This window comes from Klebsiella sp. LTGPAF-6F (genome assembly GCF_001753185.1).
In the GTDB taxonomy this organism is placed as follows: Bacteria; Pseudomonadota; Gammaproteobacteria; order Enterobacterales; family Enterobacteriaceae; genus Klebsiella; species Klebsiella michiganensis.
Window position 1 is genome coordinate 5,736,219 of sequence record NZ_CP017450.1, and the last position, 24,951, is coordinate 5,761,169.

Here is a 24,951-nt window from a genome sequence, read left to right on the forward strand (position 1 = left end):
GGAGAAGCAATAACCATTCGTGCCAGATGTGAATATGTGTGATCTACTTCAAATTTGTCAGTTTAAATAGATCCGCCCGGTGACAATGTGAAACCTAAATCTAACATCTTAGGCGTCACCGCTTCACCGCGAATACGCGCCAGCAGACGTTCAGCGCCAATCCGCCCCATCCGCTCGCGCGGCGTCAGCACGCTGGCCAGGCGCGGCTCCATCACCTGGCCGATATCGTGGCCGTGGAAACCGGCAATCGCCATATCGTCAGGGATTTTAAGCCCCAGCCGCTGGCACTCAAACGCCGCGCCGACCGCAAGGTCATCGTTGGTACAGAAAATGCCGTCAAGCTGCGGATATTCGCGACGCGCCTGGCGCATCAGCTCAATCCCCGATGAATAAGAGGAAGACTGCTCAACCATCACGCTGTAGGGCGTCATTCCGGCATCAAGCATCGCCTGCTCATACCCCTTCTGTTTGATGATAGTACGTTCATCAAGACGTGCGCCAAGATAGGCAACGTGACGATGGCCATGATTGATAATCGCCGCGGTCATCTGCCGGGCCGCTTCAAAGTTATCAAAGCCGACGGCGATATCGAGGCACGGCGACTGGCTGTCCATCAGCTCCACAACCGGGATACCCGCCACTTCAATCATCTTCAGGGTGCGCGGCGTATGGGTTCGTTCGGTAAGGATCAGGCCGTCAATATTCCAGGAAAGCATGGATTCCAGGCGTTTTTCTTCCATTTCCGGCTTATAGCCGTAGTGCGCCAGCATCGTCTGGTAACCGAAAGAGTCGGTCACGCTTTCAATACCGCGCAGCACTTCTGAGAAAACCTGGTTAGTTAACGAGGGCAGCAGCACGCCAATAGCGCGGCTGGTGGCATTCGAGAGGATGTCGGGGGCGCGATTAGGAATATAACCCAGTTCATCGAGAGCAACGGCTATCTTGCCACGCAGCGCTTCGGAAACCTGTTCCGGGTTACGTAAGTAGCGACTGACCGTCATTTTGGTCACGCCGACAAGATCGGCTACATCCTGAAGTACGGGTCTTTTCTTTTTCATCGTCCTGACTGCGATCAACGGGGAAACATTTTCTCAGTTTATCACGGACAAAGCGCAACCTTCCCTAACATCAGGGAAGGTTGCGCAATTTATTTAGACCCGATCGGAGAACGATCAGACGGGCGGCAGATCGAACAGCAGAATTTCGCTATCGCCGTCGGCGTGTACGGAAATCGCCTGCTCGTCCCAAATGGCCAGGCCATCGCTGGTGGTGGCCTTCGTTCCGTTGATGGTGACGTCACCTTTCACCACCTGGATCCACACCCGCCGTTCAGCGGCAATCTGATGCACCGACTGCTCGTCTTTCAGCAGCGCCCAGCGGTACAGTTCCATATCCTGGTACACCTTCAGCGAACCTTCGCGGGCATCCGGCGACAGCACCAGCTGCTTGCCCTGCGCGGCGTCAAAGCGGCGCTGTTCGTAGCGCGGCGTGATGCCATTTTTTTCCGGCATAATCCAGATCTGGTACAGATGCAGTTTTTCCGTGTTGCTTGGGTTGTACTCCGAGTGACGAATCCCGGTACCCGCGCTCATGATCTGGAACTCACCCGCCGGCACCTGCTCTTTATTCCCCATGCTGTCCTGGTGCTCAACGGCCCCTTCCAGCACGTAGGTCAGAATTTCCATATCTTTATGCGGATGGGTACCGAAGCCCTGGCCTGCATCAATCACGTCGTCATTGATCACCCGCAGCGCCGAGAAGCCCATAAAGTTAGGGTCGTAATAGTTAGCGAAAGAGAAAGTATGCCAGGAATCCAGCCAGCCGTGGTTAGCGTGGCCGCGTTCGTTAGCTTTGCGTAAGTAGATCATGTTGCACCCCCGTATGTTTTCGATGGGATAAGTGTGGACCCAATCCCCTGGCGATCATAGAGGGTGAAAATTGACTCCTCTGTTCAAAAAATATGAACGAGTACAGAGGAGCCATGAGGGCTTATCGGGTAAGGGTAATCGTGGCCGGAGATGGCTGTTCAAAGCCGCGTTCAAGGATCTCCAGATTCGTGAGAACGTCAGATTCCTTGACGAAATTTGACTGGCCGTTAACGAGGGTTTCATACAGCGAATCATAGACCCGCCCATAGTCGCCGGTTTCAAGCGGGATCTCTTCCCGTACGGTTTCGCCCGCCTCATTGACGTACTCCAGCAGACCAACCGTCTCGTCCGCGCCGAATCCCGGCTCGCCCGGCATAATATTGGCCTTCAGGCTGGTCTCCTGCTGGTCGATACCGTATTTAATAAACGACCCTTTATGACCATGGACGATGAATTTTGGATAGGGCAGCTTCACCAGATGGCTGGTTTTGACAATCGCCTTCAGGTTGCCGTAGAACAGCTGGGCCTCAAAGGTATCGTCCGGATTGGCCTTGTTGCGCAGGCTACGGATGTCGTAAGAGACATGGTCAGGGCGACCGAACAGGGAGATAATTTGGTCCAGGGTATGGACGCCCAGGCCGTAAAACGTGCCGTCCTGAGGCAGGCCGGGTTTCCCTCCATCTACCGGGCGATAGTTGTCAAAATGGTTTTCAATCTCGACGATCTCGCCCAGCTTTCCGCTCTCAATCACTTTCTTCGTGGTCAGGAAGCAGGAGTCGAAGCGACGATTCTGGTACGGCGTGACCGTCAATCCCTTGCTTTTCGCCAGGGCGAATAGCGTTTTTGCCTCATCAAGGGTCGGGGTAAAGGGCTTTTCGACCAGTACATTTTTGCCCGCCTCCAGCGCCCTTTTGGCATAGGCAAAATGACTGTCCGCGTGGGTGCACACAATCACCAGCTTGACCTGCGGATCGTTAAGCACTTCGTCGAGGTCGCTGGTGAAGTGAATATGCGAGTATGCCGGTGCCTGTTCCTCTGGCTTTGCGCTGCGGCGAAAGATATGCGCCACGTGCCAGCGGTCTTTTCGGTGCAGGACATAGGGAAGATGGTAGCGGGTGGTGCTTTTGCCGAATCCAATAAATGCGCAGTGCAAAGTCATAACGCGGTCCTTTGTTAGGTCTCTGCTATTAACCATAGCGCAAGCTGGCTGCGAACTTAACCCCTTCAATAAGTGTGCCAAATTCTTAAATGTAAAATTTAACGCTCAAATTCATTGACCCTACGGCCTAAATTCTGGATAAGAGGGCCCTCGGGAAAAGAACGTTTTTTATCCAGCGCGTGGGAGCATGACGCCGTATCGCGCTCGCCGTTTCCCAAAACACGATGACTAAAGGAGTAGCCATCTCGTTCGTATGGAAAGCAAGTATATTGCCCTGAATAGCGCCCTTCTCTTTTGGCTGCTTGGCCTGATGGCCTGGTGCTGCGAATCCACGTATCTGGCCTGGCTATCGGGCTCTTTCTCCTTGTCATCTTTCGTTTTTCATTTTCAATATCATCGGATTAACCATATGTTTAAAAAGAATAAAAACATTGAAGCGACGCCACAGACGGCGGCTACGCCGGTACTCAACAGCGCATCCCCGTTAGCCGTTTCCCGCAAACCTGCCGCCACGGTTATCGCCAGCGGCATCCGCTTTGACGGCAATATTATCGCCGAGGGAGATGTCGATATTTACGGTACCGTAAGCGGCAATATCGACGCCGAAGACAGCCAGATTAAGATTATGGCCGGAGGCCTGGTCGAGGGAAATATCACCTGCCGCGAGCTGATTATCGACGGCTGCATCCTCGGTCAGTGCCGCAGCGAGACGATTGAAATCGATAAGAACGGCCAGGTCACCGGTACGTTGGCCTACCGCACGCTGGCCATTAACAAGGGCGGCGTTTTTTCCGGCCAGGCAGAGCTGCTGCCTGCGGCAGAAAAGAGCAACGTGGTGGGGTTTATCGCCGATACCGCTATTGAAACCAAAGATAAGGTTGAGGCGCAGTAACTGCCATCCGGGGCGGCGGAAAAAAGCAAAAAAAAAGCCAGCACCCGGCTGGCTAAAGTAATACTGGAAGCAATGTGAGCAATGTCGTGCTTTCAGGCTTTCCGCAAGGGTCTCCCTGAATGCAGAGCAATAATAATCATTCTCATTCGCACTTGTCCACCTCTTTTTGCAAAAAATAGGCGTTGCTCCCTTTTTTAAAGTCAGCGATCTTTAAGGGGACGATTAACCCAAAAAGGTAAATGAAGAATGAGCGACATAGTGATACGCCATGCCGAAGCCAAAGATTACGACGCAATCCATCAGATCCATGCTCAGCCGGAGGTATATCACAATACGCTACAGGTTCCTCATCCTTCCAGCCATATGTGGCACGAGCGACTAACCGACCGACCGGGCGTCAAACAGCTGGTCGCCAGCATAGATGACCAGGTCGTGGGACACCTCGCCATTGAGGTTATCCAGCGCCCGCGCCGGAGCCACGTCGCCGATTTCGGCATTTGCGTGGATTCACGATGGCACAATCGCGGCGTTGCCAGTGAGCTGATTCGCACCATGATCGACATGTGCGACAACTGGCTCCGCGTTGACCGTATTGAGTTGACGGTGTTTGTGGATAACGCTCCCGCGGTGGCGGTGTATCAGAAATTAGGCTTTGAAATTGAAGGGACGGGGAGAAAGTATGCCCTGCGCAACGGCGAATATGCCGATGCCTACTTTATGGCGCGGCTGAAGGGGTGACGCTCAACTAACCCTCTCCCGGCAGGGAGAGGGTCGGAGTGAGGGTAAACCTAATACCCTGCCGTTAAATCATCCGGGGAACGCGGATCGGATGCGCCGTACAGCGTGCCGTCCGGGCCAACCATAATACTCTGGGTGCTGCCCATCGCCTCTTTCACCGCCACTTTCTGCCCTTTGCTCTCCAGCAGCTTCAGCGTATCCGGGCTAAATCCCTTCTCTACACGCAGTTCGTCCGGCAGCCATTGATGATGGAAGCGCGGGGCGTTGGTGGCTTCCGCGACGTTCATTCCGAAATCAATGGTATTCACCACCATCTGCAGGACGGTGGTGATGATGCGGCTGCCGCCGGGGCTACCGGTCACCAGCCAGGTTTTGCCATCTTTCACCACAATCGTTGGCGACATCGACGACAGCGGACGTTTTTTCGGCTCGACGGCGTTGGCGTCACCGCCCACCAGCCCGTAGACGTTTGGCACGCCGGGTTTAGCTGAGAAATCATCCATCTGATTATTCAGCAGAATGCCGGAGTTCCCCGCCACGATGCCGGTTCCAAAGGTCGTATTCAGCGTATAGGTCACGGCAACGGCGTTACCGTCCTTATCCACCACCGAGAAATGGGTGGTCTGATTGCTTTCATACGGCGCCAGCTTACCGGGGCGAATCTGGCTCGACGGCTTCGCCTTATTGATATCAATCTGCTCAGCGATCGATTTGGCGTACGCTTTGCTGGTCAGCGCCTGCCACGGCACCTTGACGAAGTCCGGATCGCCAAGGTATTCCGAACGGTCGGCATAGGCGTGCTTTTCGGCTTCCGCCATCACCTGCATGGCGTCGGCGCTGCCGAAGCCGTACTTATGCATATCGAAGTTTTCGAGGATATTGAGGATCTGCACGATATGAATTCCCCCGGACGATGGGGGCGGCATCGAGAACACCTGATAGCCGCGATACTCGCCGCTCACCGGCGTACGTTCGACCGCTTTGTAATTCGCCAGATCTGCTTTGGTGATAAGCCCGCCGTTATTCTTCATCTCAGCGGCAATCTGGTCGGCAATCGCGCCTTTATAGAAGGCATCCGGCCCCAGCTCGGCAATCAGCTCCAGGCTTTTCCCCAGCTGTTTTTGCACCAGCTTATCGCCCTTTTTCAGCGGCTCGCCGTTTTTCCAGAAGATAGCCCGGCTGTTGGCATGGTCGGGGATCACTTCGCTGCCGTAGGTTTTCAGGTCGTCGGCCAGCGCATCATTTACCGTGAAGCCCTCTTCGGCCAGCTTAATCGCCGGGCGAATCACTTTGTTGAGCGGCATTGTGCCGTATTTTTCCAGCGCGAGGGAGAACCCGGCGACGGTGCCCGGCGTGCCGGAAGCCAGATGCGAGGTCAGCGATTTCTTGCTGTCCGGGTTGCCCTGATCGTCGAGAAACATATCCCGGGTGGCCTGTTCCGGGGCCATCTCGCGGAAGTCGATCGCCGTGGTATTACCGTCTTTGGTCCGCAGCATCATAAACCCGCCGCCGCCGATATTACCGGCCTGCGGATGGGTGACCGCCAGCGCGTAGCCCACCGCCACGGCGGCATCGACCGCGTTGCCGCCCTGACGCAGAATATCCACGCCTACCTTCGTTGCCAGCGCGTCCACCGAGGCCACCATCCCCTGCTGAGCGCGGACCGGGTGAAATACATCTTCCTCTACGCCATAAGATACCGGCGGAGGGGCGGGATCTGCCGCAACGGTAAAACTGCCGCCCGCCAGCAACGCAGCGATGACCACCTGACGCCAGAGCGTTGTTTTTATCATTGTCATACTCCTGAATGATGTTTTTATTTACCCATAATCCTGGATGATAAGTCTTAAAAAATCATTGTTGCGCCGGAAAGGGAGTAAACTTAAGCGATCCCACGAAGTGAGGAGAGAACAATGAAAGCAATGTTATATCTGGCGGCGCTGCTGCCGCTGAGCGTCATGGCGCAGCCGATCAATATCGACAATAACCCCAATCAGCCGGGGTACGTGGTTCCCAGCCAGCAGCGGATGCAAAATCAGATGCAGACCCAGCAAATGCAGCAGCAAAACAATCTTAAGCAGGGTATTCAAAGCCAGTCGCGCGCGCAGCAGCAGCATCTTCAGACGCAGTTGAATAACGATCGGCAGCGGGTACAGCAGAATAACAATCTGACCCGTGAGCAGCCTCTCCCTAACACCAACGGTGGGATGCTGCAGCGCCAGACGACCCCGTAAGGGCCGCCTGACGCAGAAGCGGGTTACGCCGGGAAGTTGGGGCCGATGACGTCAATCGCATCGGTGCAGATGCTGTCCACGCCCCAACGCAGCAGCTCGGCGGCGCGCTGCGGTTTGTTAACGGTATAGACCAGAATATGCAGGCCCGCGGCCTTCAGGCTCGCCACGCGCGCTTCATCCAGCAGCTTATGGTTGAGGTGAATAGAGACGCAGCCGAGACGCGCGGTCAGTTCGCGCCAGTCGTTGCGCCACTCATCCAGCAGCAGCCCGCGCGGCAGTTCGGGCACCGCCTCCTGCGCGGCTTCCAGCGCATCGACGTCAAACGATGAGAGCAGCGGCGGCGTCATCCCCTGCCACAGCTCACGCGCCGCCAGCGCCACCGCTTTACCGGTCAGCGGCCCGGTGCCGGTGGTCGGTTTAATTTCGATATTGGCCATCATGCCGTGCTGACGGCAGCGGTCGGCCACCTCGCTCAGCAGCGGCAGCGGCTCGCCTTTGAACTCACCGCTGTACCAGCTGCCGGCATCCACTTTTAGCAGATCGTTCCACGCCAGTTCGCCCGCCACGCCCCAGCCGTTGCTGGTGCGTTCGAGATTGTCATCGTGCAGTAAAAAAATCTGCCCGTCTTTCGATAACTTAGCGTCAAACTCAATCATCGTATGGCCGTAACGAGCGCCGGTATCGATGGCCGCCAGGGTATTTTCCGGGGCCAGTTTACCGCCGCCGCGGTGGGCGACGATATGAGGATAAGGCCAGTGACTCATGCGCGTTGTCCTGTTTCACTATCAAAAAGATGCAGACTTTCCTGCGGCAGATGCAGCCACAGGGTGCTGCCCGCCTGCGGACGCTGCTGGTGCGGCAGCCGGACCACCAGCTTTTGCTCGCCCCAGCGCCCGTGGGCGAGGTTATCGGCACCTAAAATTTCCAGCGTATCCATCACCAGCGGTACGCCACCTTCCGCCTCGGAGCTTAATGCAAAATGTTCCGGACGGATACCCAGGGTCATCTTACGCCCGGCATAGCGGCGATGCTCGCTGTTGATGGGTAAAAGCATCCCGCCCTCAAGCTCGAAGCGGCTACCGTCGTCGCTGACCCGGCCTTCCAGCAGGTTCATTGCCGGGCTGCCGATAAAGCTCGCCACAAAGCGGCTGGCCGGTTTTTCGTAGACCTCGACCGGCGTACCAATCTGCTCGGCGATACCTTTATTCATCACCATCACCCGCTGCGCGAGGGTCATGGCTTCCACCTGATCGTGCGTCACGTACAGCGAGGTGGTTTTCAGCCGACGGTGCAGCTGCTGCAGCTCCAGACGCATCTGCACGCGCAGTTTGGCATCGAGGTTGGAGAGCGGCTCATCAAACAGGAATACCGCCGGGTCGCGCACGATAGCCCGCCCCATCGCCACGCGCTGGCGCTGGCCGCCGGAGAGTTCGCGCGGACGGCGCTTCAGCAGGCCATCCAGCTCCAGAATGCGCGCCGCTTCCTGGACACGTTCGGCAATTAATCCTTTACCTAAACCGCGAATTTTCAGACCCCACGCCATATTCTCTTCCACGCTCATATGCGGGTAGAGGGCGTAGTTCTGGAACACCATCGCAATACCGCGATCTTTCGGTTCCATTTCGGTGACGCGCTTGCGGTCGATCCAGATATCGCCGCTGGTGACCCGCTCCAGGCCCGCCACCATGCGCAGCAGGGTTGATTTTCCGCAGCCCGAGGGGCCCACCATCACAATAAATTCGCCGTCCGCGACGTCCAGCGTCAGCGGCTGGATCACCTGGGTTTTGCCATCCCAGCTTTTGGTTACTGCCTGTAGCTTAAGTCCTGCCATTTTATTTCTCACTATCCACTAAACCACGCACAAACGCGCGCTGCATGGCTAAAACGATGACAACCGGAGGAATCAGCGTGAGCAGCATCGCCGCCATCACCTGATTCCACTGCGTGGTACCCTGGCCGATGGCGATCATCCCTTTGATGCCCGCGACCGCCGTGCCGAGATTCACGTCGGTAATGATCAGCAGCGGCCACAGATACTGGTTCCAGCCGTAGATAAAGGTGATGACGAACAGCGCCGCCAGGTTGGTTTTCGACAGCGGCAGCACGATGTCGCGGAAGAAGCGCATCGGCGACGCGCCGTCGATACGTGCGGCCTCTATCAGCTCGTCCGGCAGGGTCATAAAGAACTGGCGGAACAGGAAGGTGGCGGTCGCCGAGGCCATCAGCGGCAGCGTGAGCCCGGCATAGCTGTCGAGCATTTTCAGGTTGGCGATCACTTCCACCGTCGGGAAAATACGCACCTCAACCGGCAGCATCAGCGTGATGAAAATCATCCAGAAGAACAGGTTACGCAGCGGAAAACGAAACCAGACGATGGCGAAAGCGGAGAGCATCGAGACCGTAATTTTGCCTACCGTGATGCCGAAGGCCATGATGAAGCTGTTGAGCATCATTAGCCAGAACGGCGCGCTATTGGCCCCTACGCCGTTCACCCAGATAAATTTCATATTTTCGAGCAGATGCCCGCCGGGAATCAGCGTCATCGGCGTATCAAAAACCGCTTTACTGTCCAGCGTCGCCGCGACAAAGGCGACATACAGCGGGAACAGAATGACCGCGATCCCTAAAATCAGCATGGTGTGGCTGAAAATCGTCAGCCCGCGTCGATTCTCAATCATTGGTAGCGCACCTTTCGTTCAACGTAGCGGAACTGCACCACCGTCAGAATAATGACGAGGAACATCAGCACCACCGACTGGGCGGCGGAAGCGGAAAGGTCGAGCCCGGCAAAACCTTCACGATAGATCTTATAAATCAGCGTTGTCGTCGCCTGAACCGGCCCGCCGCCGGTTGCGGCATCGATAACCGGGAAGGTATCGAAGAAGGCGTATACCAGGTTCACCACCAGCAGGAAGAAGCTCACCGGGGCGATCAGCGGTAGCGCCAGTCTGAAGAAGCGGCGAACCGGGCCGGCGCCGTCAATCGCGGCGGCTTCTACCAGCGAGCGGGGAATCGATTGCAGCGCGGCAAAGAAGAACAGGAAGTTGTAACTAATCTGCTTCCAGACCGAGGCGAAAACCACAAGGAACATCGCCTGACCGCTGTTCTGCGCGTGGTTCCAGTCGTAGCCCATCTCACCGAGGAGATGCGTAATCAGCCCGCGTCCGGGGTTGAACAAGAAGATCCATAGCACCGCCGCCACCGCGGGCGCAACGGCATAGGGCAGGAGCATCAGCGTCTGATAGAAGCGGCTGCCGCGCACCACGTAATCCACCAGCGCGGCGAAAAACAGCGAGATCAGCAGGCCGCTGACGGTAACCATCGTGCTGAACTTAATGGTGGTCCAGAAGGAGTCCAGGTAGTACGGGTCCTGGAAGAGGGCTAAAAAGTTATCCAGGCCAACAAACTGGCTGGAGAGCCCAAACGGATCGACGCTCTGCAGTGAATACCACAGCGCTTCGCCCGCGGGCCAGATAAAAAAGATGACGGTGATAACCAGCTGCGGCGCGACCAGCACATAGGGCAGCCAACGCGAGCGGAACACCGGACGGGATGATGACATAGTTAAACTCTGAGTTGGTTTCCCCTCATCCCGGCCCTCTCCCTAAACGGACGAGGATGAAAAGACGGCTCCGGGCGATCCCCTCTCCCCGACGGGGAGAGGGTGAGGGGCTGGCTATAAGATTACGACCTGGTTGACTGCTCGAAACGGCGCAGCAGCTGATTACCGCGCTCAACCGCGGCGTCCAGCGCCTGCTGAGGCGTTTTCTTCCCGGTCCATACGCTTTCCAGTTCTTCATCCACGATGGTACGAATCTGCGGCATATTGCCCAGGCGCAGACCTTTGGTGAACGGCAGCGGCGGCTTGTTCAGCATCTGGCGCGTCGCGATATCGGCACCGGGGTTCTTATCATAGAAGCCCTGTTCGCGGGTCAGGTTGTAAGCGGCGGTGGTAATCGGCAGATAGCCGGTTTTCTGATGCCATTCGGCGGCGTTTTCCGGCTTGGTCAGGAAATCGAGGAATTTGGCGACGCCGGTATAGGTTTCTTTGTCTTTACCCTGCATCACCCACAGGCTGGCCCCGCCGATAATGGCGTTTTGCGGCGCGCCTTTCACGTCGGCGTCGTACGGCATCATCCCTACGCCATAGTTGAACTTCGCGTACTGGCGAATATCCGCGAGGGAGCCGGAAGAGGCGGTGGTAATGGCGCAGTCGCCGTTATAGAACTTCTCGGTGGATTCGTCTTTACGCCCGAAGTAGCTGAAGTCGCCTTTCTTGTTCAGTTCTTCGAGCAGAGCGATATGCTTCACCTGCTCTGGCTTGTTGAACTCCAGTACCGCATCGGTACCGTCGAAGCCGTTGTTTTTGGTCGCCACCGGCAGGCCGTGCCAGGCGCTGAAGTTTTCAATCTGAATCCAGCCCTGCCAGCCGCTGGCGTAGCCGCATTTCATCCCGGCAGCTTTCAGCTTTGCGGTATATGCCGCCAGATCCTGCCAGGTTTTCGGCGGCTGTTCCGGATCTAATCCGGCTTTTTTAAAGGCGTCTTTGTTGTAGTACAGCACCGGCGTGGAGCTGTTAAACGGCTGGGAGAGCAGATGGCCGGTTTTCGAGTCGGTGTAATAACCGGAGACGGTTGGCACGAACTGCGTTTCATCAAACTGAATGCCCGCATCGCTGAACACCTGATAGACCGGCTTAATCGCCTTCGAGGCCATCATCGTCGCGGTGCCGACTTCGTAAACCTGCAGAATAGCCGGGGCGTTGCCGGTACGGAAGGCGGCGATGCCGGCGCTCAGGCTCTGCTCATAGTTGCCTTTATACACCGGAACAATTTTGTAGTCCGGGTTGGCTGCGTTGAAACGTTGCGCCAGTGAATCAACTTCTTTACCCAACTCCCCTTCCATCGAGTGCCAGAACGGGATAGTGGTTACCGCCAGGGCTTGTCCGGCAAATGCCAGGCTGAGCGCCAGTCCTAAAGCTGTATGTCGTAACGATATCATCGGTTATCTCTCTTGTTGTTCCGGATGCGCGATTTCACGCGTTTTATGTTCGCGGGGGTAACATGACATGCTCGAATGACAGAAAAATAACTATTGCATTACAAAAATATTACAATAAATTGGCAAAAACATGATGAAACGGTGAAAAAAAAGTGGCAGGGAAATGGCAAAGCGAAAAAGAGAGGCGGCGCAGGCTACAGATAAGCGGGGATCTGTAGTTAAATAGGGGGCGTTAAACAGCACTCTCCGGCGAGCCGTCATAAGGAAAAATATGAAGACGCTTCATAAACCTACCGAACGCGTTTTACTCATTCTGGAAACCTTAGCCAACGCGGACGGAATGACGCTTTCCGAGCTATCGCTCAAAACGGATATTTCAAAGGGAACCATTTTCCCGATCCTCAAATCGCTGCAGTACCGGAAATATATCAGCCACGACGATCGCAACGGCATATATACGCTGGGGATCTCATGCGCGGTTCTGGCCAGCTCAACGGTGGAAAAAGAGTTCTGGCTGAAAACGATCAATAGCGAAATGCACGCGGTGGTCAATGAATGCAATGAAGTTTGCCAGCTCGGCATTCTGGATGACGCCTGGGTGCTCTATGTTGATAAAGTTCAGGGCGACCAAACCGTGCAGCTGGTCTCTAAGGTAGGGACTCGCCTTCCGGCGATCTGCTCTGCCCTGGGCAAGGCGCTGCTGCATAAGCACCGCGACGAAGAGATCCTGGAGCTCTATCCGCAGGGTTTTCCTTCCGTTACCGCCCGCAGCGTAACGAATATGGCTCAGCTTCGTCAGCAGCTGGAATGGGTCGCCGCCAACGGTTATGCCATGGACGATCGGGAAATCAACGACGATACCATCTGCTTTGCCGTCCCCCTGCTGCAGAAAGGCATTATTCTGGCGGCGATCAGCGTCTCATTGCCCTCTTTCCGCGCCAGCGATGAAAAAACGCAGCAGGTTATTCGCGCGTTAAAAGAGGCAAAGGGTCGTATCGAAAGCGTGCTGAATAAGCTGCCTGATATTAAAAATTACTGATTTATTCGCCCACGATGCCGTCGGAATTGTGATTACCCACACAATACCGATATTTAATGATCCGCCGTGACGCCCGTCTCTTCTGCATAATTCCCCATCTATTCATTGATTTAATCAATTATCCGCACGACTTTGGCGCCATTTGACTTCACGTCGATGGCGTGTTTACTTATGCTTAATCGCAAATACAAACAGTGTTTGTATATACGAACAACAAAGAGGTTGAATATGCAAAGTCGTTACATCACCCCGGCAATAACGGTTTTTGATGAGCAGGGCAGGCTGGATCCTGACGGAAATTTTCGCCTGTACGATTTTATTAAAAACAGCGTATCGGGATTTGTCGTCATGGGCAGTACCGGCGAGTTTTTCTCGCTGGATATGAAAACATCCCGTCAGATAATTCAAATGGCGGCAGAGTTCCCGCGCGAGGGAATAAAGGCCTATGCGGGTACCAGCCGCATGGATATTGACGAGTGCGTAGAGCTGGCAAACTATGCAGATGAGTGCGGGCTGGATGGCGTCATGATTATCAGCCCGTGGTACTTCCGCCTGACTGATGAAGGCATTTATACATTTTATAGCCAGATTGCCCGCCGCACCGCCGCCAAAATATTCATCTATAACTTTCCGGAGCGCACCGGCTATTCCGTCTCGCCGGAGGTCTGTTTACGACTCGCCAGCGAGTTCCCAAACATTGTCGGTCTTAAAGACACCATTCCGGACACCAATCACACGTCGCAGGTGATTCGCCAGGTAAAATCTGAACTACCGTATTTTGAAGTCTATGCCGGTTATGACAATAACTTCGCGCACAATGTCCTGGCGGGGGGCGATGGATGTATTGGCGGGTTATCCAATATTTGCCCTGAAATATTCCGCGACTGGATGCAGGCATTTAACGATAACAATGTGCAGCAAATTTCGCGGTATCAGCAAAAAGTGGATGGGTTAATGGATATTTACGCGGTTAACGATCCGTTCATTCCAACATTTAAAAAAGCGTTACAGCTGCGCGGAATTATTCAGTCCGACCGCTGCACGCCACCGTTTAGCTCGCTCGCCACCTGCCAGACCGAAAGTATTCTGCGGATACTTTCCCGCGCTGGTATTGAAATTAATGCCTGACCCCCACGCGGAGGTATTATGAAAACCATCACAGCTTACGACAATCCGGCCCTCAATTCCGCGATTACCAAATCATGGAAGCGCCTGGTGCCACTGATGTTTATTTTGTACTTCATCGCCTTTATCGACAGGGTGAACGTGGGATTCGCCAAAGAGGCGATGCAGGTGGATATTGGGCTCTCCAATTCCGCCTTCGCCCTCGGCGCGGGGATCTTTTTCGCCGCCTATGCGCTGTTTGGTATTCCCGCTAACCTGATTCTGAATAAAATCGGCGCGCAAAAATGGTTAAGCATCACCACCGCGCTGTGGGGCGTTCTCTCTGCCCTCACCGGACTGGTGCAGACGGAAACCCAGTTTATTGTTCTGCGCTTTTTACTGGGGTTAGGCGAAGCCGGTTTTTATCCCGGTATTCTGCTGCTGGCCTCAATCTACTTTCCCAATAAAGTTCGCGCCTCCGTCGTCGGTATCTTCGTGCTCGGCGTGCCGCTGGCATTAACCTTAGGCTCGCCCATCTCCGGGGCGCTTCTGGAAATGCACGGCTTCCTCGGCAAACCCGGCTGGTTCTGGATGTTCTTTATCGAAGGCATTCCGGCGGTCATCATGGGGATCTTCGCCTGGTTCTGGCTTGATGATACGCCGGCCAAAGCGCGATTCCTGAACGACGAAGAGAAAAAGGCGCTGATTGCTCAGCTTCAGCAGGAGCAGCGGCAGACGGAAACCAGCAGCGTCGGCACCGCCCTGAAAAGCCTGAAAGTCTGGCACCTGGCGCTGATCTACGGCACCATCCAGATCAGCGTTTACGGGCTGATGTTCTTCCTGCCTTCGCAAGTCGCCTCGCTAATGGGCTCCACGCTCGGCTTTAAGGAGTCGCTGGTCGCCGCCATTCCGTGGGCCTGCTCCGCCGTCGGCGTCTATTACATTCCGCGTCTGGCGGACAAAATGCCGGCCCGTCGGGTGCTGATTTCAGTTATCTGTATGCTGGCGGCGGCGCTGGGGCTGTTTGTTTCTGCCTGGTCCGGCCCGGTACTCGCCATTGCCGCGCTCTCGCTGTCGGCCATCGGCTTTCTCTCCGTGCAACCTATCTTCTGGACTTTCCCGGCGCAGATTGTGTCAGGCTCGGCGCTGGCCGCCAGTATCGGCTTTTGCACCACCATGGGCGCATTTTGCAGCTTCCTCGCGCCGCTGATTCGCGTTGAGGTCGATGCCTTCTTCGGCAACGATTCGGCGGGTCTGGTCGCCCTGTCGCTCATCACCGTCTGCTGCGCGCTGCTGATTGCCGCCCTTGCCGGCAGAAAAGCGACAAACGGCGTCGCGGTCCCCCATCACTAAGTCCTGATGCGCTTATAACAAAGGATAATGAACATGCAGACCATCTTAAAAATTGACCCTACCGATAACCTGATCGTTGCGCTGCAGGACTTACGCAAAGAGCAGCGGGTTCACTGGAACGATGAAGCCTACGTTCTGCGTAGCGATGTCAAAGCCAAACATAAATTCGCCACCGAGGATATTGCGCCCGGCGATATCGTGTCGCTGTACGGCGTACCGGTCGGCAAAGCGACGCGCCCCATCACCCGCGGCGAAGCCATTACCACTGAGAATATCAAACACTACGCGGCCCCGGTTTCTCTTGACGACGTCGCGCCCTATGACTGGCAGCAGCCGGATGTTTCCGCCTGGCAGCAGCGGTCTTTCAAGGGGATCGTGCGCGAAGATGGCCGGGTCGCCACCGCGAACTACTGGCTGGTCATTCCGCTGGTATTCTGTGAAAACCGCAACGTTCAGCGCGTCACCGATGCGCTGAACGACGCCCTCGGCTACGCCAATAACGGCCTGAAAAATTTTGCTCGCCAGGTGACGTCGGCAGGAGCATTAAACGATACCCGGCATCTGCCCTTCCCGCATCTTGACGGCATCCGCTGTATTACCGTCAATTCCGGCTGCGGCGGCGCCACCTCGGACAGCATGACGATGTGCGACGTGCTGGCCGCCTATTCCGATCATCCTAACGTTCTTGGCGTGACGGTCTTCGCCCTCGGCTGTGAAAAAGCGCGAATTGTTGATTTCAACGCCGCGCTGGCGAAGCGCAACCCGAATTTCAACAAACCGATTATTTACTTCAGGCAGCAGGACTGGAGTAGCGAAGAAAAAATGATGCAGGATGCGTTGACCGAAACCTATAACGCGATCCGCGAAGCCCCCGTCGCCGAGCGGCAGGACGTCCCGCTCTCCCACCTCAAAATCGGCGTGAAGTGCGGCGCTTCTGACGGGTTCTCGGGGATCAGCGCTAACCCGGCGATGGGCGAAGTGTCGGATCGTCTTGTCGCCCTCGGCGGCGCGTCGGGGCTGGCGGAATTCCCCGAGCTGTGCGGCGCGGAAGGGGATATCGTGCAACGCTGCGCGACCCGCGAGCTGAAAGAGAAGTTTTTGTCGCTGATGAAAAACTATGAGCATGTCGCGAACTTCTTCGGCACCACCATCGCCGATAACCCCAGCCCGGGAAACATTGCCGATGGGCTGATCACTGACGCCATCAAATCCGCCGGCGCGGCGAAAAAAGGCGGCAGAGCGCCGGTAAGCGCGGTATGCGACTACGCCGAACCGATGGGAGAAAGCGGCCTTTCGCTGGTCTGCACGCCGGGCAACGATGTGGACGCGGTAACGGGCCTGGTCGCGGCGGGGTGCAACGTGGTGATCTTCTCAACCGGGTTGGGTACGCCGACGGGGAACCCTATCGTTCCGGTGCTTAAGGTTTCAACCAACTCCGCGCTGGCGAAAAAGATGCCGGATATTATCGATTATGACTGCGGGCCGATTATCGAAGGCACGCCGCTGGCGGACATCGCCGACGGCCTGTTTGAGAAAATCATCGCTACCGCCAGTGGGACCTGGCGCACCAAAGCGGATGCGCTCGAACAGTATGATTTTATGCTGTGGAAACGCTCTCTGGAGCTGTAGGAATCAAGTAAAACGCCCGGCAGATGCCGGGCGTTTTGTCTTCGCTACCCGCCCAGATAGGCGCTGCGTACCGCTTCATTCGCCAGCAGCGCGTCGCCGGTATCCTCAAGCACCACGTGACCGTTTTCCAGCACGTAGCCGCGGTCGGCCAGCTTCAGCGCCTGGTTGGCGTTCTGCTCGACGAGGAAGATGGTCATTCCCTGCTCGCGCAGCTGTTCGATGGTATCGAAGATTTGCTGAATGATAATCGGCGCCAGACCGAGCGAAGGCTCATCCAGCAGCAGCAGGCGCGGCTGGCTCATCAGCGCGCGCCCGATAGCCAGCATCTGCTGCTCGCCGCCGGACATGGTGCCCGCCCGCTGAACCCGGCGCTCATGCAGGCGCGGAAACAGCTCATACACCCATTTGATGCGGGTCTGGAACTGGTCGCGGTCGGCAAAAAAACCGCCCATCGCCAGGTTCTCTTCCACCGTCATCCGCGAGAAAACGCGGCGCCCTTCCGGCACGATCGCCACCGCTTCGCGCATGATTTTCGCCGTCTGCCAGTCGGTAATATCTTTACCGTCGAAAACCACGCGGCCGCTGGAGGCGCGCGGGTCGCCGCACAGGGTACCCAGTAGCGTGGTTTTCCCCGCGCCGTTGGCGCCAATCAGGGTGACAATCTCTCCCTGATTGATATGCAGACTGACGTTGTGCAGCGCCTGGATTTTGCCGTAATGCGCGCTGACGTTGTCAAAAGATAACATCACTTTTTCCATCTTATGCGTCACCACCATTATGCTTCACCTAAATAGGCGCGGATCACGTCCGGGTTGTTGCGGATCTCTTCCGGCGTACCGTTGGCCAGCGGCGTGCCCTGGTTTACCACGTAAATACGGTCGGAAATGCCCATCACCAGCTTCATATCGTGCTCAATCAGCAGGATGGTGGTGTTGTGATGGCTGCGCAGCTCGACGATCAGCTCGTCCAGCTCTTTGGTCTCTTTCGGGTTCAGCCCCGCCGCGGGCTCATCAAGCATCAGGATTTCCGGCTGGGTCACCATACAGCGGGCAATCTCCAGACGGCGCTGGTCGCCGTAGGCCAGGTTACTGGCCTGCCGGTTGGCGTGCTCAAGCAGGCCAATACGTTCAAGCCAGGTCGCGGCGCGGTCCAGCGCTTCGCTCTGGGCGCGGCGGAAGGACGGCGTCTTCAGCAGGCCGGAGAAAACCCCGGTTTTCAGCTGCTGATGCTGCGCCACCAGCAGGTTTTCAATCACCGTCATTTCGCGGAACAGACGCACGTGCTGGAACGTTCGCACCACGCCCATACGGGCAATCTGCTGGCCCGGCAGCCCTTCCAGATGCTGGTCGCGCAGCATAATGGTACCGCCGGTTGGCTTATAGAAGCCGGTCAGGCAGTTGAAGACGGTGGTTTTGCCCGCGCCGTTAGGGCCGATAAGCGAAACGATTTCCCGCTCGCGCAGCTCCAGCGACACGTTGTTGACCGCCAGCAGGCCGCCAAAACGCATCATCAGACCGTTTACGGATAATAATGGCTGACTCATGCCTGCTCTCCTTCTTTGGCCTGCCCATTTTTCAGCTTCAGCTGCGGACGGGTCATCGGCAGAAGCCCCTGCGGACGCCAGATCATCATCAGTACCATCAGCGCACCCAGCATCAGCATGCTGTATTCATTGAAATCACGCATCAGCTCGCGCGAAACGACCAGCAGAACCGCCGCCAGGATCACCGCGAACTGGGAGCCCATACCGCCGAGAACCACAATCGCCAGCACAAAGGCCGACTCGGCGAAGGTAAAGGATTCCGGACTGACGAAGCCCTGCCGGGCGGCGAACAGGGTGCCGGCAAAACCGGCAAACGCGGCGCTGATGGTAAAGGCGGTCAGCTTGATGCGCGTCGGGCTGAGGCCCAGCGAGCGGCAGGCAATCTCATCTTCGCGCAGCGCTTCCCACGCGCGGCCCAGCGGCATACGCAGCAGGCGGTTAATCACGAACAGGCTTAACACCACCAGCAGCAGAGCGACCAGGTAGAGGAAAATCACGCGATCGGAGGGATCGTACTTCACGCCGAAGAAGTTGCTGAACGTATCCCAGCCGCCTTCGCGGGCGCTGCGGCTAAATTCAAGGCCGAACAGCGTCGGTTTCGGGATCTGGCTGATGCCGTTCGGGCCACCGGTTATTTCGGTGTTGTTAAGCAGCAGGATGCGCACGATTTCGCCAAAGCCAAGCGTGACAATCGCCAGATAGTCGCCGCGCAGGCGCAGGACCGGGAAGCCAAGCAGGAAGCCCGCCGCCGCAGAAACCAGCCCCGCCAGCGGCAGGCAGGTCCAGAAGCCCAGACCGTAATAGTGGTTCAGCAGCGCGAAGGTGTAGGCGCCGATGGCGTAGAAACCGCCGTAGCCCAGCACCAGCAGGCCGGAAAGCCCCACCACCACGTTAAGGCCCAGGCCGAGGATGATATAGATCATCGTCAGGGTAGCGATATCCACCGTTCCGCGCGACACCATAAACGGCCACGCCACGGCGATAACCAGCAGGGCGATCAGGAACAGCTTCTGTTTTACCGTCGAACCGTCGATAGCCGGCAGAATAAACTTCGGCCCGGAGACGTTCTTCATGGTTTTCTGGAAAACGGGACGCAGCAGCTGGAAGAAGAAGACCACTGCGGTTCCGATAAAGATCCACTGCCAGCGGATATCGGCGGCGGTATCCACCACCAGCTTCGTGCCGTCCAGCTCCAGCTGCACGCCCATAAAGACGCCCGCCAGGATAAAGAACATCACCGCGGACAGCAGCGCCATCGCAAAATGCATCGGTTTCATACTTTTTCTACCTCCGGACGGCCCAGGATACCGGTAGGCATCACCAGCAGAACCAGGATCAGCAGCGCGAAGGAGACCACGTCTTTATATTCCGTACTGAGATAGGCAGAAGAGAGCGCTTCGGCGATACCGAGGATCAGCCCGCCGATCATCGCCCCGGGAATGCTGCCGATGCCGCCCAACACCGCGGCGGTGAAGGCCTTCATCCCGGCCATAAAGCCGATGTACGGGTTGATTACGCCGTAGAACTGGCCGAGCAGAACGCCGGCAACCGCCGCCATTGCCGCGCCGATCACAAACGTCAGCGCAATCACCCGGTCGGTGTTGATGCCGAGCAGGCTGGCCATTTTCAGGTCTTCAGCGCAGGCGCGGCAGGCGCGCCCCATGCGGGAATAGCGGATAAACAGCGTCAGCGCCAGCATGGCGATAAACGTCACCACCCAGATAACCAGCTGCATGGTGGTGATAGTGGCGGTGAAGTTATCGCTGCTGCCTACCGTCCACTGGCCGTTGAACAGGCTCGGCAGCGCGACATCGCGCGAACCTTCCGTCAGGCTGACGTAGTTTTGCAGGAAGATGGACATCCCGATGGCGGAGATCAGCGCAATCAGGCGTTTTGAGCTGCGCACCGGCCGGTAGGCCACGCGTTCGATACTCCAGCCGTAGGCGCTGGCAATCACGATAGCGCCGACGAATCCGGCGGCAACCAGCAGCCAGCTGGTATCGATACCCATCATCATCAGGGCGGCAATGATCATGAAGGAGACGTAGCTGCCAATCATATAGACCTCGCCGTGGGCGAAGTTGATCATGCCGATAATGCCGTACACCATGGTATAGCCGATGGCAATCAGCGCATAGGTGCTTCCCAGCGTGACGCCGTTAAACATCTGCTGCAGAAAATAGAGAAACTGCTCGGACATAAGGTAACCTTTTTCTACCCGCCCGCTTTGCACGGGCGGTGGGATAACTTGTCTTATGGCTTATTTCGCGAGGGTGGATGACCCGTCCGCGTGCCACTGGAAGACACCAAATTCAAATCCCTTCAAATCGCCTTTTTCGTCCCAATTCAGCGACCCAATCACGGTTTTCGCGCCGTGAGCTTTTAGATCTTTGATTAAATCCAGCGGCTCCTGGCTTCCGGCCCGGTCCATCGCCTGCGCCAGCGACTGCACGGCGGCGTAGGTGATCCAGACATACGGACCACTCGGGTCTTTCTTCTCGGCTTTGAGCGCGTCAACGATAGCGCTGTTGGCCGGGTCCTGGTCATAGCGTTTTGGCATCGTCACCAGCATGCCTTCCGCCGCATCGCCCGCGATGTTGGACAGCGACGCGTTACCCACGCCTTCCGGGCCCATAAACACGGTTTTCAGGCCCACGGAGCGCGCCTGGCGCAGCATCTGGCCCATTTCCGGGTAGTAGCCGCCGTAGTAAACGAAGTCGATATTCTCTTTTTTCAGGCGCGCCAGCAGCGCGGAGAAGTCTTTTTCACCGGCGGTAATGCCGTCGAAGAAGACGATATTCGCGCCGCCTTTTTTCAGGCTCTCCTGGACAGAACGCGCAAGGCCTTCGCCGTACTGCTGCTTATCATGAATGATAGCAATACGCTGCGGCTTGACGGTTTCCATGATGTATTTTGCGGCGGTTGGCCCCTGCGAAGAGTCCAGACCGGCGGTACGCATGATGTACTGATAGCCGCGCTGGGTCAGCTCCGGGTTGGTCGCGCCCGGGGAGATCATCAGAATGCCTTCATCTTCATAGATATCGGATGCCGGCTGGGTGGAAGAAGAGCAGAGGTGGCCGATAACGTACTGAATGCCGTCATTGACGATTTTGTTCGCCACCGCAACGGCCTGTTTCGGGTCGCAGGCGTCATCGTACTCCACGGCAACCAGCTTATCGCCCTTGATGCCGCCCTGGGCATTAATATCTTTGATCGCCTGGCGCGCGCCGTTGAATTCCATATCGCCCCACTGGGCTACCGGGCCAGACATCGCGCCAACAACGGCGACCTTAATATCTTTGGCAAAAGCCGCCTGGGACATCGCCAGTGCGACTAACCCCGCGATAACCGTTTTCGCGTTCCTTTTCATGCTGCAGAACCCCGTTCGTGATGTGGTGTAAATATTTTGTATTTTTATGGTTAAAAAGCATTCTGTACTTTTATTAAACAACGCTACTTTTACCATTATCTTTAATGGTTTAGCGAGGTTTTTTGCCTGAATACAGAGTAAAATCTCTATTTTTCAGGCGATTAAGCAAAGATAATATTCTGTATTTGCTGGAAGATAAACAAAAAAAGTCCAGTAAACAGCATAAAATAACGATACATAAGGCGGAATAAAACGCTACATATCAGGTTAAAATTCTGCTTATTTTTCGATCCATGATGAATTGCTCTACCCTGCTCCTTCCAGGAAAACGAATCCCCTGATGAACAGGCAAAAAACGGCGCTCCGCCTGGCAGGGAATTTGGATACACTAACGCCTCTGTTTTGACTGGACCCTCGCGTATGAAACTGACCATTATTCGTTTACAGCACTTCAGCGATCAGGATCGCATCGACTTAGGTAAAATCTGGCCGTCGCAGGATCTTGCGGCGCTGGCTCTGGATGAAAGCCATCGTATTTATGCCGCCCGCTTCAATGAGCGCCTGCTGGCCGCGGTTCGCGTAACGCTAAACGGCGTTGAGGGCGAACTCAGCGCGCTGTGCGTGCGTGAAGTGACCCGCCGTCGCGGCGTCGGACAGTATTTAGTGGAAGAGGTGCTAAGGGATAATCCAGAGATCGGCAGCTGGCGCATCGCGGATGCCGACGTGGAAGACCGCGGCGTGATGGCGGCGTTTATGCAGGCGCTGGGCTTTAACGCGCAAACCGGCGGTTGGGTAAAAAAGCAATAAATCGGCGAAAGAAGGCTGAACATTCCCGGATTGCGGCGTAACGCCTTATCCGGGCTACAAAAAACCAGACCGCACCAGCCTGTAGCCCGGGTAAGCGCAGCGCGACCCGGGAAGAAACCGCACCAATGCATCAACTCCGGCGCATTCCCCGGGTTGCGGCGTAACGCCTTACCCGGGCTACAAAAAACCAGACCGCACCAGCCTGTAGCCCGGGTAAGCGCAGCGCGACCCGGGAAGAAACCGCACCAATGCATCAACCCCGGCGCATTCCCCGGGTTGCGGCGTAACGCCTTACCCGGGCTACAAAAAACCAGACCGCACCAGCCTGTAGCCCGGGTAAGCGCAGCGCGACCCGGGAAGAAACCGCACCAATGCATCAACCCCGGCGCATTCCCCGGGTTGCGGCGTAACGCCTTACCCGGGCTACAAAAAACCAGACCGCACCAGCCTGTAGCCCGGGTAAGCGCAGCGCGACCCGGGAAGAAACCGCATCAATGCATCAACTCCGGCGCATTCCCCGGGTTGCGGCGTAACGCCTTACCCGGGCTACCGACTAAAAAAGGCAACTTACGTTGCCTTTTTGCTTTTACCTTTCTCCTCGCCTATGCGAAGAGGCAAGGATCAACTGATTTAACCAAGAATTTCGCGTTGCAGAAAGGCGTCAAGACCCGAAATCCCCGGGAGCTTACATCAGTAAGTGACCGGGGTTGAGAGGCGCAGACAACGCATCTGCGGCGTGAAAGGCCCCTTTCATTTAACCCAGCATTTCGCGTTGCAGAAAGGCGTCAAGACCCGAAATCCCCGGGAGCTTACATCAGTCAGTGACCGGGGTTGAGGGGCGCAGACAACGCATCTGCGGCGTGAAAGGCCCCTTTCATTTAACCCAGCATTTCGCGTTGCAGAAAGGCGTCAAGACCCGAAATCCCCGGGAGCTTACATCGGTAAGTGACCGGGGTTGAGGGGCGCAGACAACGCATCTGCGGCGTGAAAGGCGCAGGTTAAATTATTTGGCGTCGGTCGCCGTACCATTAGCATGCCAGGTAAACACGCCGAACTCGAAGCCCTTCAGATCGCCCTTCTCGTTCCAGGTGAGCGGCCCCATTACGGTGTCGACCGTTGCGCCCTTCAGGTATTTAGCGATTTCAGTCGGATCTTCTGACTGATTCAGGCCCGCTTCCAGCGACTGCAGCGCGGCATAGGTGGTCCACACGAACGCGCCGCTTGGATCCTGTTTCTTCGCTTTGATCGCATCCACAATCGGTTTGTTCGCCGGAACCTGGTCGTAGTTTTTCGGCTTGGTGACCAGCATACCTTCCGCAGAAGCGCCCGCGATATTAGACAGGGACACGTTCGCTACCCCTTCCGGCCCCATAAACTGCGTTTTCAGGCCAGCGGCGCGAGACTGACGCAGGATCTGCCCCATCTCCGGGTGGTAGCCGCCGTAGTAGACGAAGTCGATATTCTCTTTCTTCAGACGCGCCACCAGGGTAGAGAAGTCTTTCTCACCGGCGGTGATACCGTCAAAGAACACCACGTTAGCGCCGCCCTTCTTCAGGTTATCCTGTACCGCGCGGGCCAGGCCCTCGCCATACTGCTGTTTGTCGTGGACAATCGCGATGCGCTGCGGCTTCACTTTTTCCAGGATGTATTTGGCAGCGGTTGGCCCCTGATCGGAGTCCAGACCGGTGGTGCGCAGAATCAGATGATAGCCGCGAGCCGTCAGCTCCGGCGCGGTGGCCGCCGGGGTGATCATCAGCACGCCTTCATCTTCATAGATATCAGACGCCGGCTGGGTGGAAGAAGAGCACAGGTGGCCGATAACGTATTTGATACCGTCGTTAATCACTTTGTTAGCGACGGCAACCGCTTGTTTCGGGTCACAGGCGTCGTCGTATTTTACCATCTGCAGCTTATTGCCTTTGATACCGCCTTTGGCGTTGATATCGGCAATGGCCTGCTCTGCGCCAGTAAACTCCTGGTCACCGTACTGCGCTACCGGACCGGACATCGCGCCAACGACGGCGACTTTGATATCTTCGGCCATTGCCGCACCGCTCATGATTAAGGCAATACATCCTGCCAGTAACGCTTTACCCTTCATATTCATCCTGAGGCTCCCCATTATTATGGTTTTTGCATTTGTTGTGATGTTGTTTATTAGCGCATTATTCTAATTAGACACATAAGAAAAGCATATGATAGTTAGATTAGGGT

General features: G+C 56.3%; 23 protein-coding genes. 8 read left to right on the forward strand and 15 right to left on the reverse strand.

Translation table 11 applies throughout. The features are described from left to right. Positions 1 to 62 precede the first annotated feature (62 nt). The 3 genes from gntR to BJF97_RS26950 form a co-directional block, all read right to left on the reverse strand. Positions 63 to 1,058, reverse strand: a complete 996-nt coding sequence (gene gntR, locus BJF97_RS26940) for a gluconate operon transcriptional repressor GntR (protein ID WP_004106498.1) — start codon at positions 1,056 to 1,058, stop codon at positions 63 to 65. A 114-nt stretch (positions 1,059 to 1,172) separates the two neighbouring features. After that, a complete protein-coding gene (locus BJF97_RS26945; protein ID WP_025107853.1) occupies positions 1,173 to 1,868 on the reverse strand; it encodes a pirin family protein in 696 nt (231 codons plus the stop codon). A gap of 121 nt (positions 1,869 to 1,989) precedes the next feature. Then, on the reverse strand, positions 1,990 to 3,027 hold the full coding sequence (locus tag BJF97_RS26950) for an oxidoreductase (protein WP_014227077.1): 1,038 nt from the start codon (positions 3,025 to 3,027) through the stop codon (positions 1,990 to 1,992). 253 nt (positions 3,028 to 3,280) lie between these two features. Here BJF97_RS26950 and BJF97_RS26955 point away from each other — a divergent pair, with 253 nt between their 5' ends. Together BJF97_RS26955 and yhhY are read left to right on the forward strand one after the other, a co-directional pair. After that, positions 3,281 to 3,919: a bactofilin family protein gene (locus tag BJF97_RS26955; protein WP_032694235.1), complete on the forward strand. Its 639-nt coding sequence runs from the start codon at positions 3,281 to 3,283 to the stop codon at positions 3,917 to 3,919. Positions 3,920 to 4,165: 246 nt separating this feature from the next. Continuing rightward, positions 4,166 to 4,657, forward strand: coding sequence for an N-acetyltransferase (gene yhhY, locus BJF97_RS26960; protein ID WP_032694234.1), 492 nt, complete (start codon positions 4,166 to 4,168; stop codon positions 4,655 to 4,657). Positions 4,658 to 4,707: 50 nt separating this feature from the next. Here yhhY and ggt read toward each other — a convergent pair whose 3' ends face one another. Further along, entirely contained in the window at positions 4,708 to 6,450 is a 1,743-nt protein-coding gene (gene ggt / locus BJF97_RS26965) for a gamma-glutamyltransferase (RefSeq protein ID WP_032694233.1), read from the reverse strand. Positions 6,451 to 6,570: 120 nt separating this feature from the next. Here ggt and BJF97_RS26970 point away from each other — a divergent pair, with 120 nt between their 5' ends. After that, positions 6,571 to 6,891 (forward strand): DUF2756 family protein, encoded by a 321-nt coding sequence (locus tag BJF97_RS26970; RefSeq protein WP_004855016.1) that lies wholly within the window; start codon positions 6,571 to 6,573, stop codon positions 6,889 to 6,891. A gap of 23 nt (positions 6,892 to 6,914) precedes the next feature. On the opposite strand, the gene ugpQ is transcribed toward BJF97_RS26970, so the two are convergent. The 5 genes from ugpQ to ugpB all read right to left on the reverse strand — a co-directional run bounded on the left by ugpQ (position 6,915) and on the right by ugpB (position 11,892). Further along, positions 6,915 to 7,655: a glycerophosphodiester phosphodiesterase gene (gene ugpQ / locus BJF97_RS26975; RefSeq protein WP_014227082.1), complete on the reverse strand. Its 741-nt coding sequence runs from the start codon at positions 7,653 to 7,655 to the stop codon at positions 6,915 to 6,917. Next, positions 7,652 to 8,722, reverse strand: a complete 1,071-nt coding sequence (locus tag BJF97_RS26980; RefSeq protein ID WP_025107858.1) for a sn-glycerol-3-phosphate import ATP-binding protein UgpC — start codon at positions 8,720 to 8,722, stop codon at positions 7,652 to 7,654. The genes ugpQ and BJF97_RS26980 overlap by 4 nt, the downstream gene beginning before the upstream one ends. A gap of 1 nt (position 8,723) precedes the next feature. Next, positions 8,724 to 9,569 (reverse strand): sn-glycerol-3-phosphate ABC transporter permease UgpE, encoded by an 846-nt coding sequence (gene ugpE / locus BJF97_RS26985; RefSeq protein ID WP_004116045.1) that lies wholly within the window; start codon positions 9,567 to 9,569, stop codon positions 8,724 to 8,726. Then, positions 9,566 to 10,453: a sn-glycerol-3-phosphate ABC transporter permease UgpA gene (gene ugpA, locus BJF97_RS26990; protein ID WP_004126134.1), complete on the reverse strand. Its 888-nt coding sequence runs from the start codon at positions 10,451 to 10,453 to the stop codon at positions 9,566 to 9,568. The genes ugpE and ugpA overlap by 4 nt, the downstream gene beginning before the upstream one ends. A 122-nt stretch (positions 10,454 to 10,575) precedes the next feature. Beyond that, the gene (gene ugpB, locus BJF97_RS26995; protein ID WP_004855028.1) at positions 10,576 to 11,892 is read right to left on the reverse strand and encodes a sn-glycerol-3-phosphate ABC transporter substrate-binding protein UgpB; all 1,317 of its coding nucleotides are present in this window, start codon (positions 11,890 to 11,892) and stop codon (positions 10,576 to 10,578) included. Positions 11,893 to 12,163: 271 nt separating this feature from the next. On the opposite strand from ugpB, the gene BJF97_RS27000 reads away from it, so the two are divergent. The 4 genes from BJF97_RS27000 (at position 12,164) to BJF97_RS27015 (ending at position 17,017) form a co-directional block, all read left to right on the forward strand. Beyond that, on the forward strand, positions 12,164 to 12,931 hold the full coding sequence (locus tag BJF97_RS27000; protein ID WP_014839703.1) for an IclR family transcriptional regulator: 768 nt from the start codon (positions 12,164 to 12,166) through the stop codon (positions 12,929 to 12,931). A 228-nt stretch (positions 12,932 to 13,159) separates the two neighbouring features. Further along, positions 13,160 to 14,059, forward strand: coding sequence for a dihydrodipicolinate synthase family protein (locus BJF97_RS27005; protein ID WP_032694232.1), 900 nt, complete (start codon positions 13,160 to 13,162; stop codon positions 14,057 to 14,059). Between the two features lie 18 nt (positions 14,060 to 14,077). Then, a complete protein-coding gene (locus tag BJF97_RS27010) occupies positions 14,078 to 15,388 on the forward strand; it encodes an MFS transporter (RefSeq protein ID WP_009654269.1) in 1,311 nt (436 codons plus the stop codon). Between the two features lie 33 nt (positions 15,389 to 15,421). After that, on the forward strand, positions 15,422 to 17,017 hold the full coding sequence (locus BJF97_RS27015) for a UxaA family hydrolase (protein ID WP_032694231.1): 1,596 nt from the start codon (positions 15,422 to 15,424) through the stop codon (positions 17,015 to 17,017). Between the two features lie 44 nt (positions 17,018 to 17,061). Here BJF97_RS27015 and livF read toward each other — a convergent pair whose 3' ends face one another. From livF to livK, 5 genes are read right to left on the reverse strand one after another with little or no spacing between them, the layout of a single operon-like run. Beyond that, the gene (gene livF, locus BJF97_RS27020) at positions 17,062 to 17,775 is read right to left on the reverse strand and encodes a high-affinity branched-chain amino acid ABC transporter ATP-binding protein LivF (protein WP_004126158.1); all 714 of its coding nucleotides are present in this window, start codon (positions 17,773 to 17,775) and stop codon (positions 17,062 to 17,064) included. Between the two features lie 17 nt (positions 17,776 to 17,792). Continuing rightward, positions 17,793 to 18,560, reverse strand: coding sequence for a high-affinity branched-chain amino acid ABC transporter ATP-binding protein LivG (gene livG / locus BJF97_RS27025; RefSeq protein WP_004855045.1), 768 nt, complete (start codon positions 18,558 to 18,560; stop codon positions 17,793 to 17,795). After that, positions 18,557 to 19,837 carry a branched chain amino acid ABC transporter permease LivM gene (gene livM, locus BJF97_RS27030; protein WP_014227087.1) on the reverse strand — a complete coding sequence of 427 codons (1,281 nt, stop codon included), beginning with the start codon at positions 19,835 to 19,837 and terminating at the stop codon, positions 18,557 to 18,559. The genes livG and livM overlap by 4 nt, the downstream gene beginning before the upstream one ends. Continuing rightward, positions 19,834 to 20,760 (reverse strand): high-affinity branched-chain amino acid ABC transporter permease LivH, encoded by a 927-nt coding sequence (livH, locus tag BJF97_RS27035; RefSeq protein ID WP_014227088.1) that lies wholly within the window; start codon positions 20,758 to 20,760, stop codon positions 19,834 to 19,836. Before livH ends, livM begins: the two co-directional genes overlap by 4 nt. Before the next feature lie 60 nt (positions 20,761 to 20,820). After that, complete coding sequence (gene livK, locus BJF97_RS27040; protein ID WP_032694230.1) at positions 20,821 to 21,930, reverse strand: high-affinity branched-chain amino acid ABC transporter substrate-binding protein LivK; 1,110 nt, start codon at positions 21,928 to 21,930, stop codon at positions 20,821 to 20,823. A 420-nt stretch (positions 21,931 to 22,350) separates the two neighbouring features. Between livK and panM the strand changes: the two genes are divergently transcribed. Next, positions 22,351 to 22,737, forward strand: a complete 387-nt coding sequence (gene panM / locus BJF97_RS27045; RefSeq protein WP_025107865.1) for an aspartate 1-decarboxylase autocleavage activator PanM — start codon at positions 22,351 to 22,353, stop codon at positions 22,735 to 22,737. A 1,003-nt stretch (positions 22,738 to 23,740) separates the two neighbouring features. Here the strand turns inward: panM and BJF97_RS27050 are convergent. Next, the gene (locus BJF97_RS27050) at positions 23,741 to 24,844 is read right to left on the reverse strand and encodes a branched-chain amino acid ABC transporter substrate-binding protein (protein WP_145974713.1); all 1,104 of its coding nucleotides are present in this window, start codon (positions 24,842 to 24,844) and stop codon (positions 23,741 to 23,743) included. Positions 24,845 to 24,951: the final 107 nt, after the last annotated feature.

Coding starts and splice junctions, on each gene's coding strand:
- yhhY (WP_032694234.1), top strand. CDS start 4,166: ATGAGCGACATAGTGATACGCCATGCCGAAGCCAAAGATTACGACGCA.
- livH (WP_014227088.1), bottom strand. CDS start 20,760: ATGTCCGAGCAGTTTCTCTATTTTCTGCAGCAGATGTTTAACGGCGTC.
- livG (WP_004855045.1), bottom strand. CDS start 18,560: ATGAGTCAGCCATTATTATCCGTAAACGGTCTGATGATGCGTTTTGGC.
- livK (WP_032694230.1), bottom strand. CDS start 21,930: ATGAAAAGGAACGCGAAAACGGTTATCGCGGGGTTAGTCGCACTGGCG.
- BJF97_RS26980 (WP_025107858.1), bottom strand. CDS start 8,722: ATGGCAGGACTTAAGCTACAGGCAGTAACCAAAAGCTGGGATGGCAAA.
- BJF97_RS26945 (WP_025107853.1), bottom strand. CDS start 1,868: ATGATCTACTTACGCAAAGCTAACGAACGCGGCCACGCTAACCACGGC.
- ugpA (WP_004126134.1), bottom strand. CDS start 10,453: ATGTCATCATCCCGTCCGGTGTTCCGCTCGCGTTGGCTGCCCTATGTG.
- ugpE (WP_004116045.1), bottom strand. CDS start 9,569: ATGATTGAGAATCGACGCGGGCTGACGATTTTCAGCCACACCATGCTG.
- BJF97_RS27000 (WP_014839703.1), top strand. CDS start 12,164: ATGAAGACGCTTCATAAACCTACCGAACGCGTTTTACTCATTCTGGAA.
- BJF97_RS26950 (WP_014227077.1), bottom strand. CDS start 3,027: ATGACTTTGCACTGCGCATTTATTGGATTCGGCAAAAGCACCACCCGC.
- panM (WP_025107865.1), top strand. CDS start 22,351: ATGAAACTGACCATTATTCGTTTACAGCACTTCAGCGATCAGGATCGC.
- livF (WP_004126158.1), bottom strand. CDS start 17,775: ATGGAAAAAGTGATGTTATCTTTTGACAACGTCAGCGCGCATTACGGC.
- BJF97_RS26970 (WP_004855016.1), top strand. CDS start 6,571: ATGAAAGCAATGTTATATCTGGCGGCGCTGCTGCCGCTGAGCGTCATG.
- BJF97_RS27015 (WP_032694231.1), top strand. CDS start 15,422: ATGCAGACCATCTTAAAAATTGACCCTACCGATAACCTGATCGTTGCG.
- BJF97_RS26955 (WP_032694235.1), top strand. CDS start 3,281: ATGGAAAGCAAGTATATTGCCCTGAATAGCGCCCTTCTCTTTTGGCTG.
- livM (WP_014227087.1), bottom strand. CDS start 19,837: ATGAAACCGATGCATTTTGCGATGGCGCTGCTGTCCGCGGTGATGTTC.
- gntR (WP_004106498.1), bottom strand. CDS start 1,058: ATGAAAAAGAAAAGACCCGTACTTCAGGATGTAGCCGATCTTGTCGGC.
- BJF97_RS27050 (WP_145974713.1), bottom strand. CDS start 24,844: ATGAATATGAAGGGTAAAGCGTTACTGGCAGGATGTATTGCCTTAATC.
- BJF97_RS27005 (WP_032694232.1), top strand. CDS start 13,160: ATGCAAAGTCGTTACATCACCCCGGCAATAACGGTTTTTGATGAGCAG.
- ugpB (WP_004855028.1), bottom strand. CDS start 11,892: ATGATATCGTTACGACATACAGCTTTAGGACTGGCGCTCAGCCTGGCA.
- ggt (WP_032694233.1), bottom strand. CDS start 6,450: ATGATAAAAACAACGCTCTGGCGTCAGGTGGTCATCGCTGCGTTGCTG.
- BJF97_RS27010 (WP_009654269.1), top strand. CDS start 14,078: ATGAAAACCATCACAGCTTACGACAATCCGGCCCTCAATTCCGCGATT.
- ugpQ (WP_014227082.1), bottom strand. CDS start 7,655: ATGAGTCACTGGCCTTATCCTCATATCGTCGCCCACCGCGGCGGCGGT.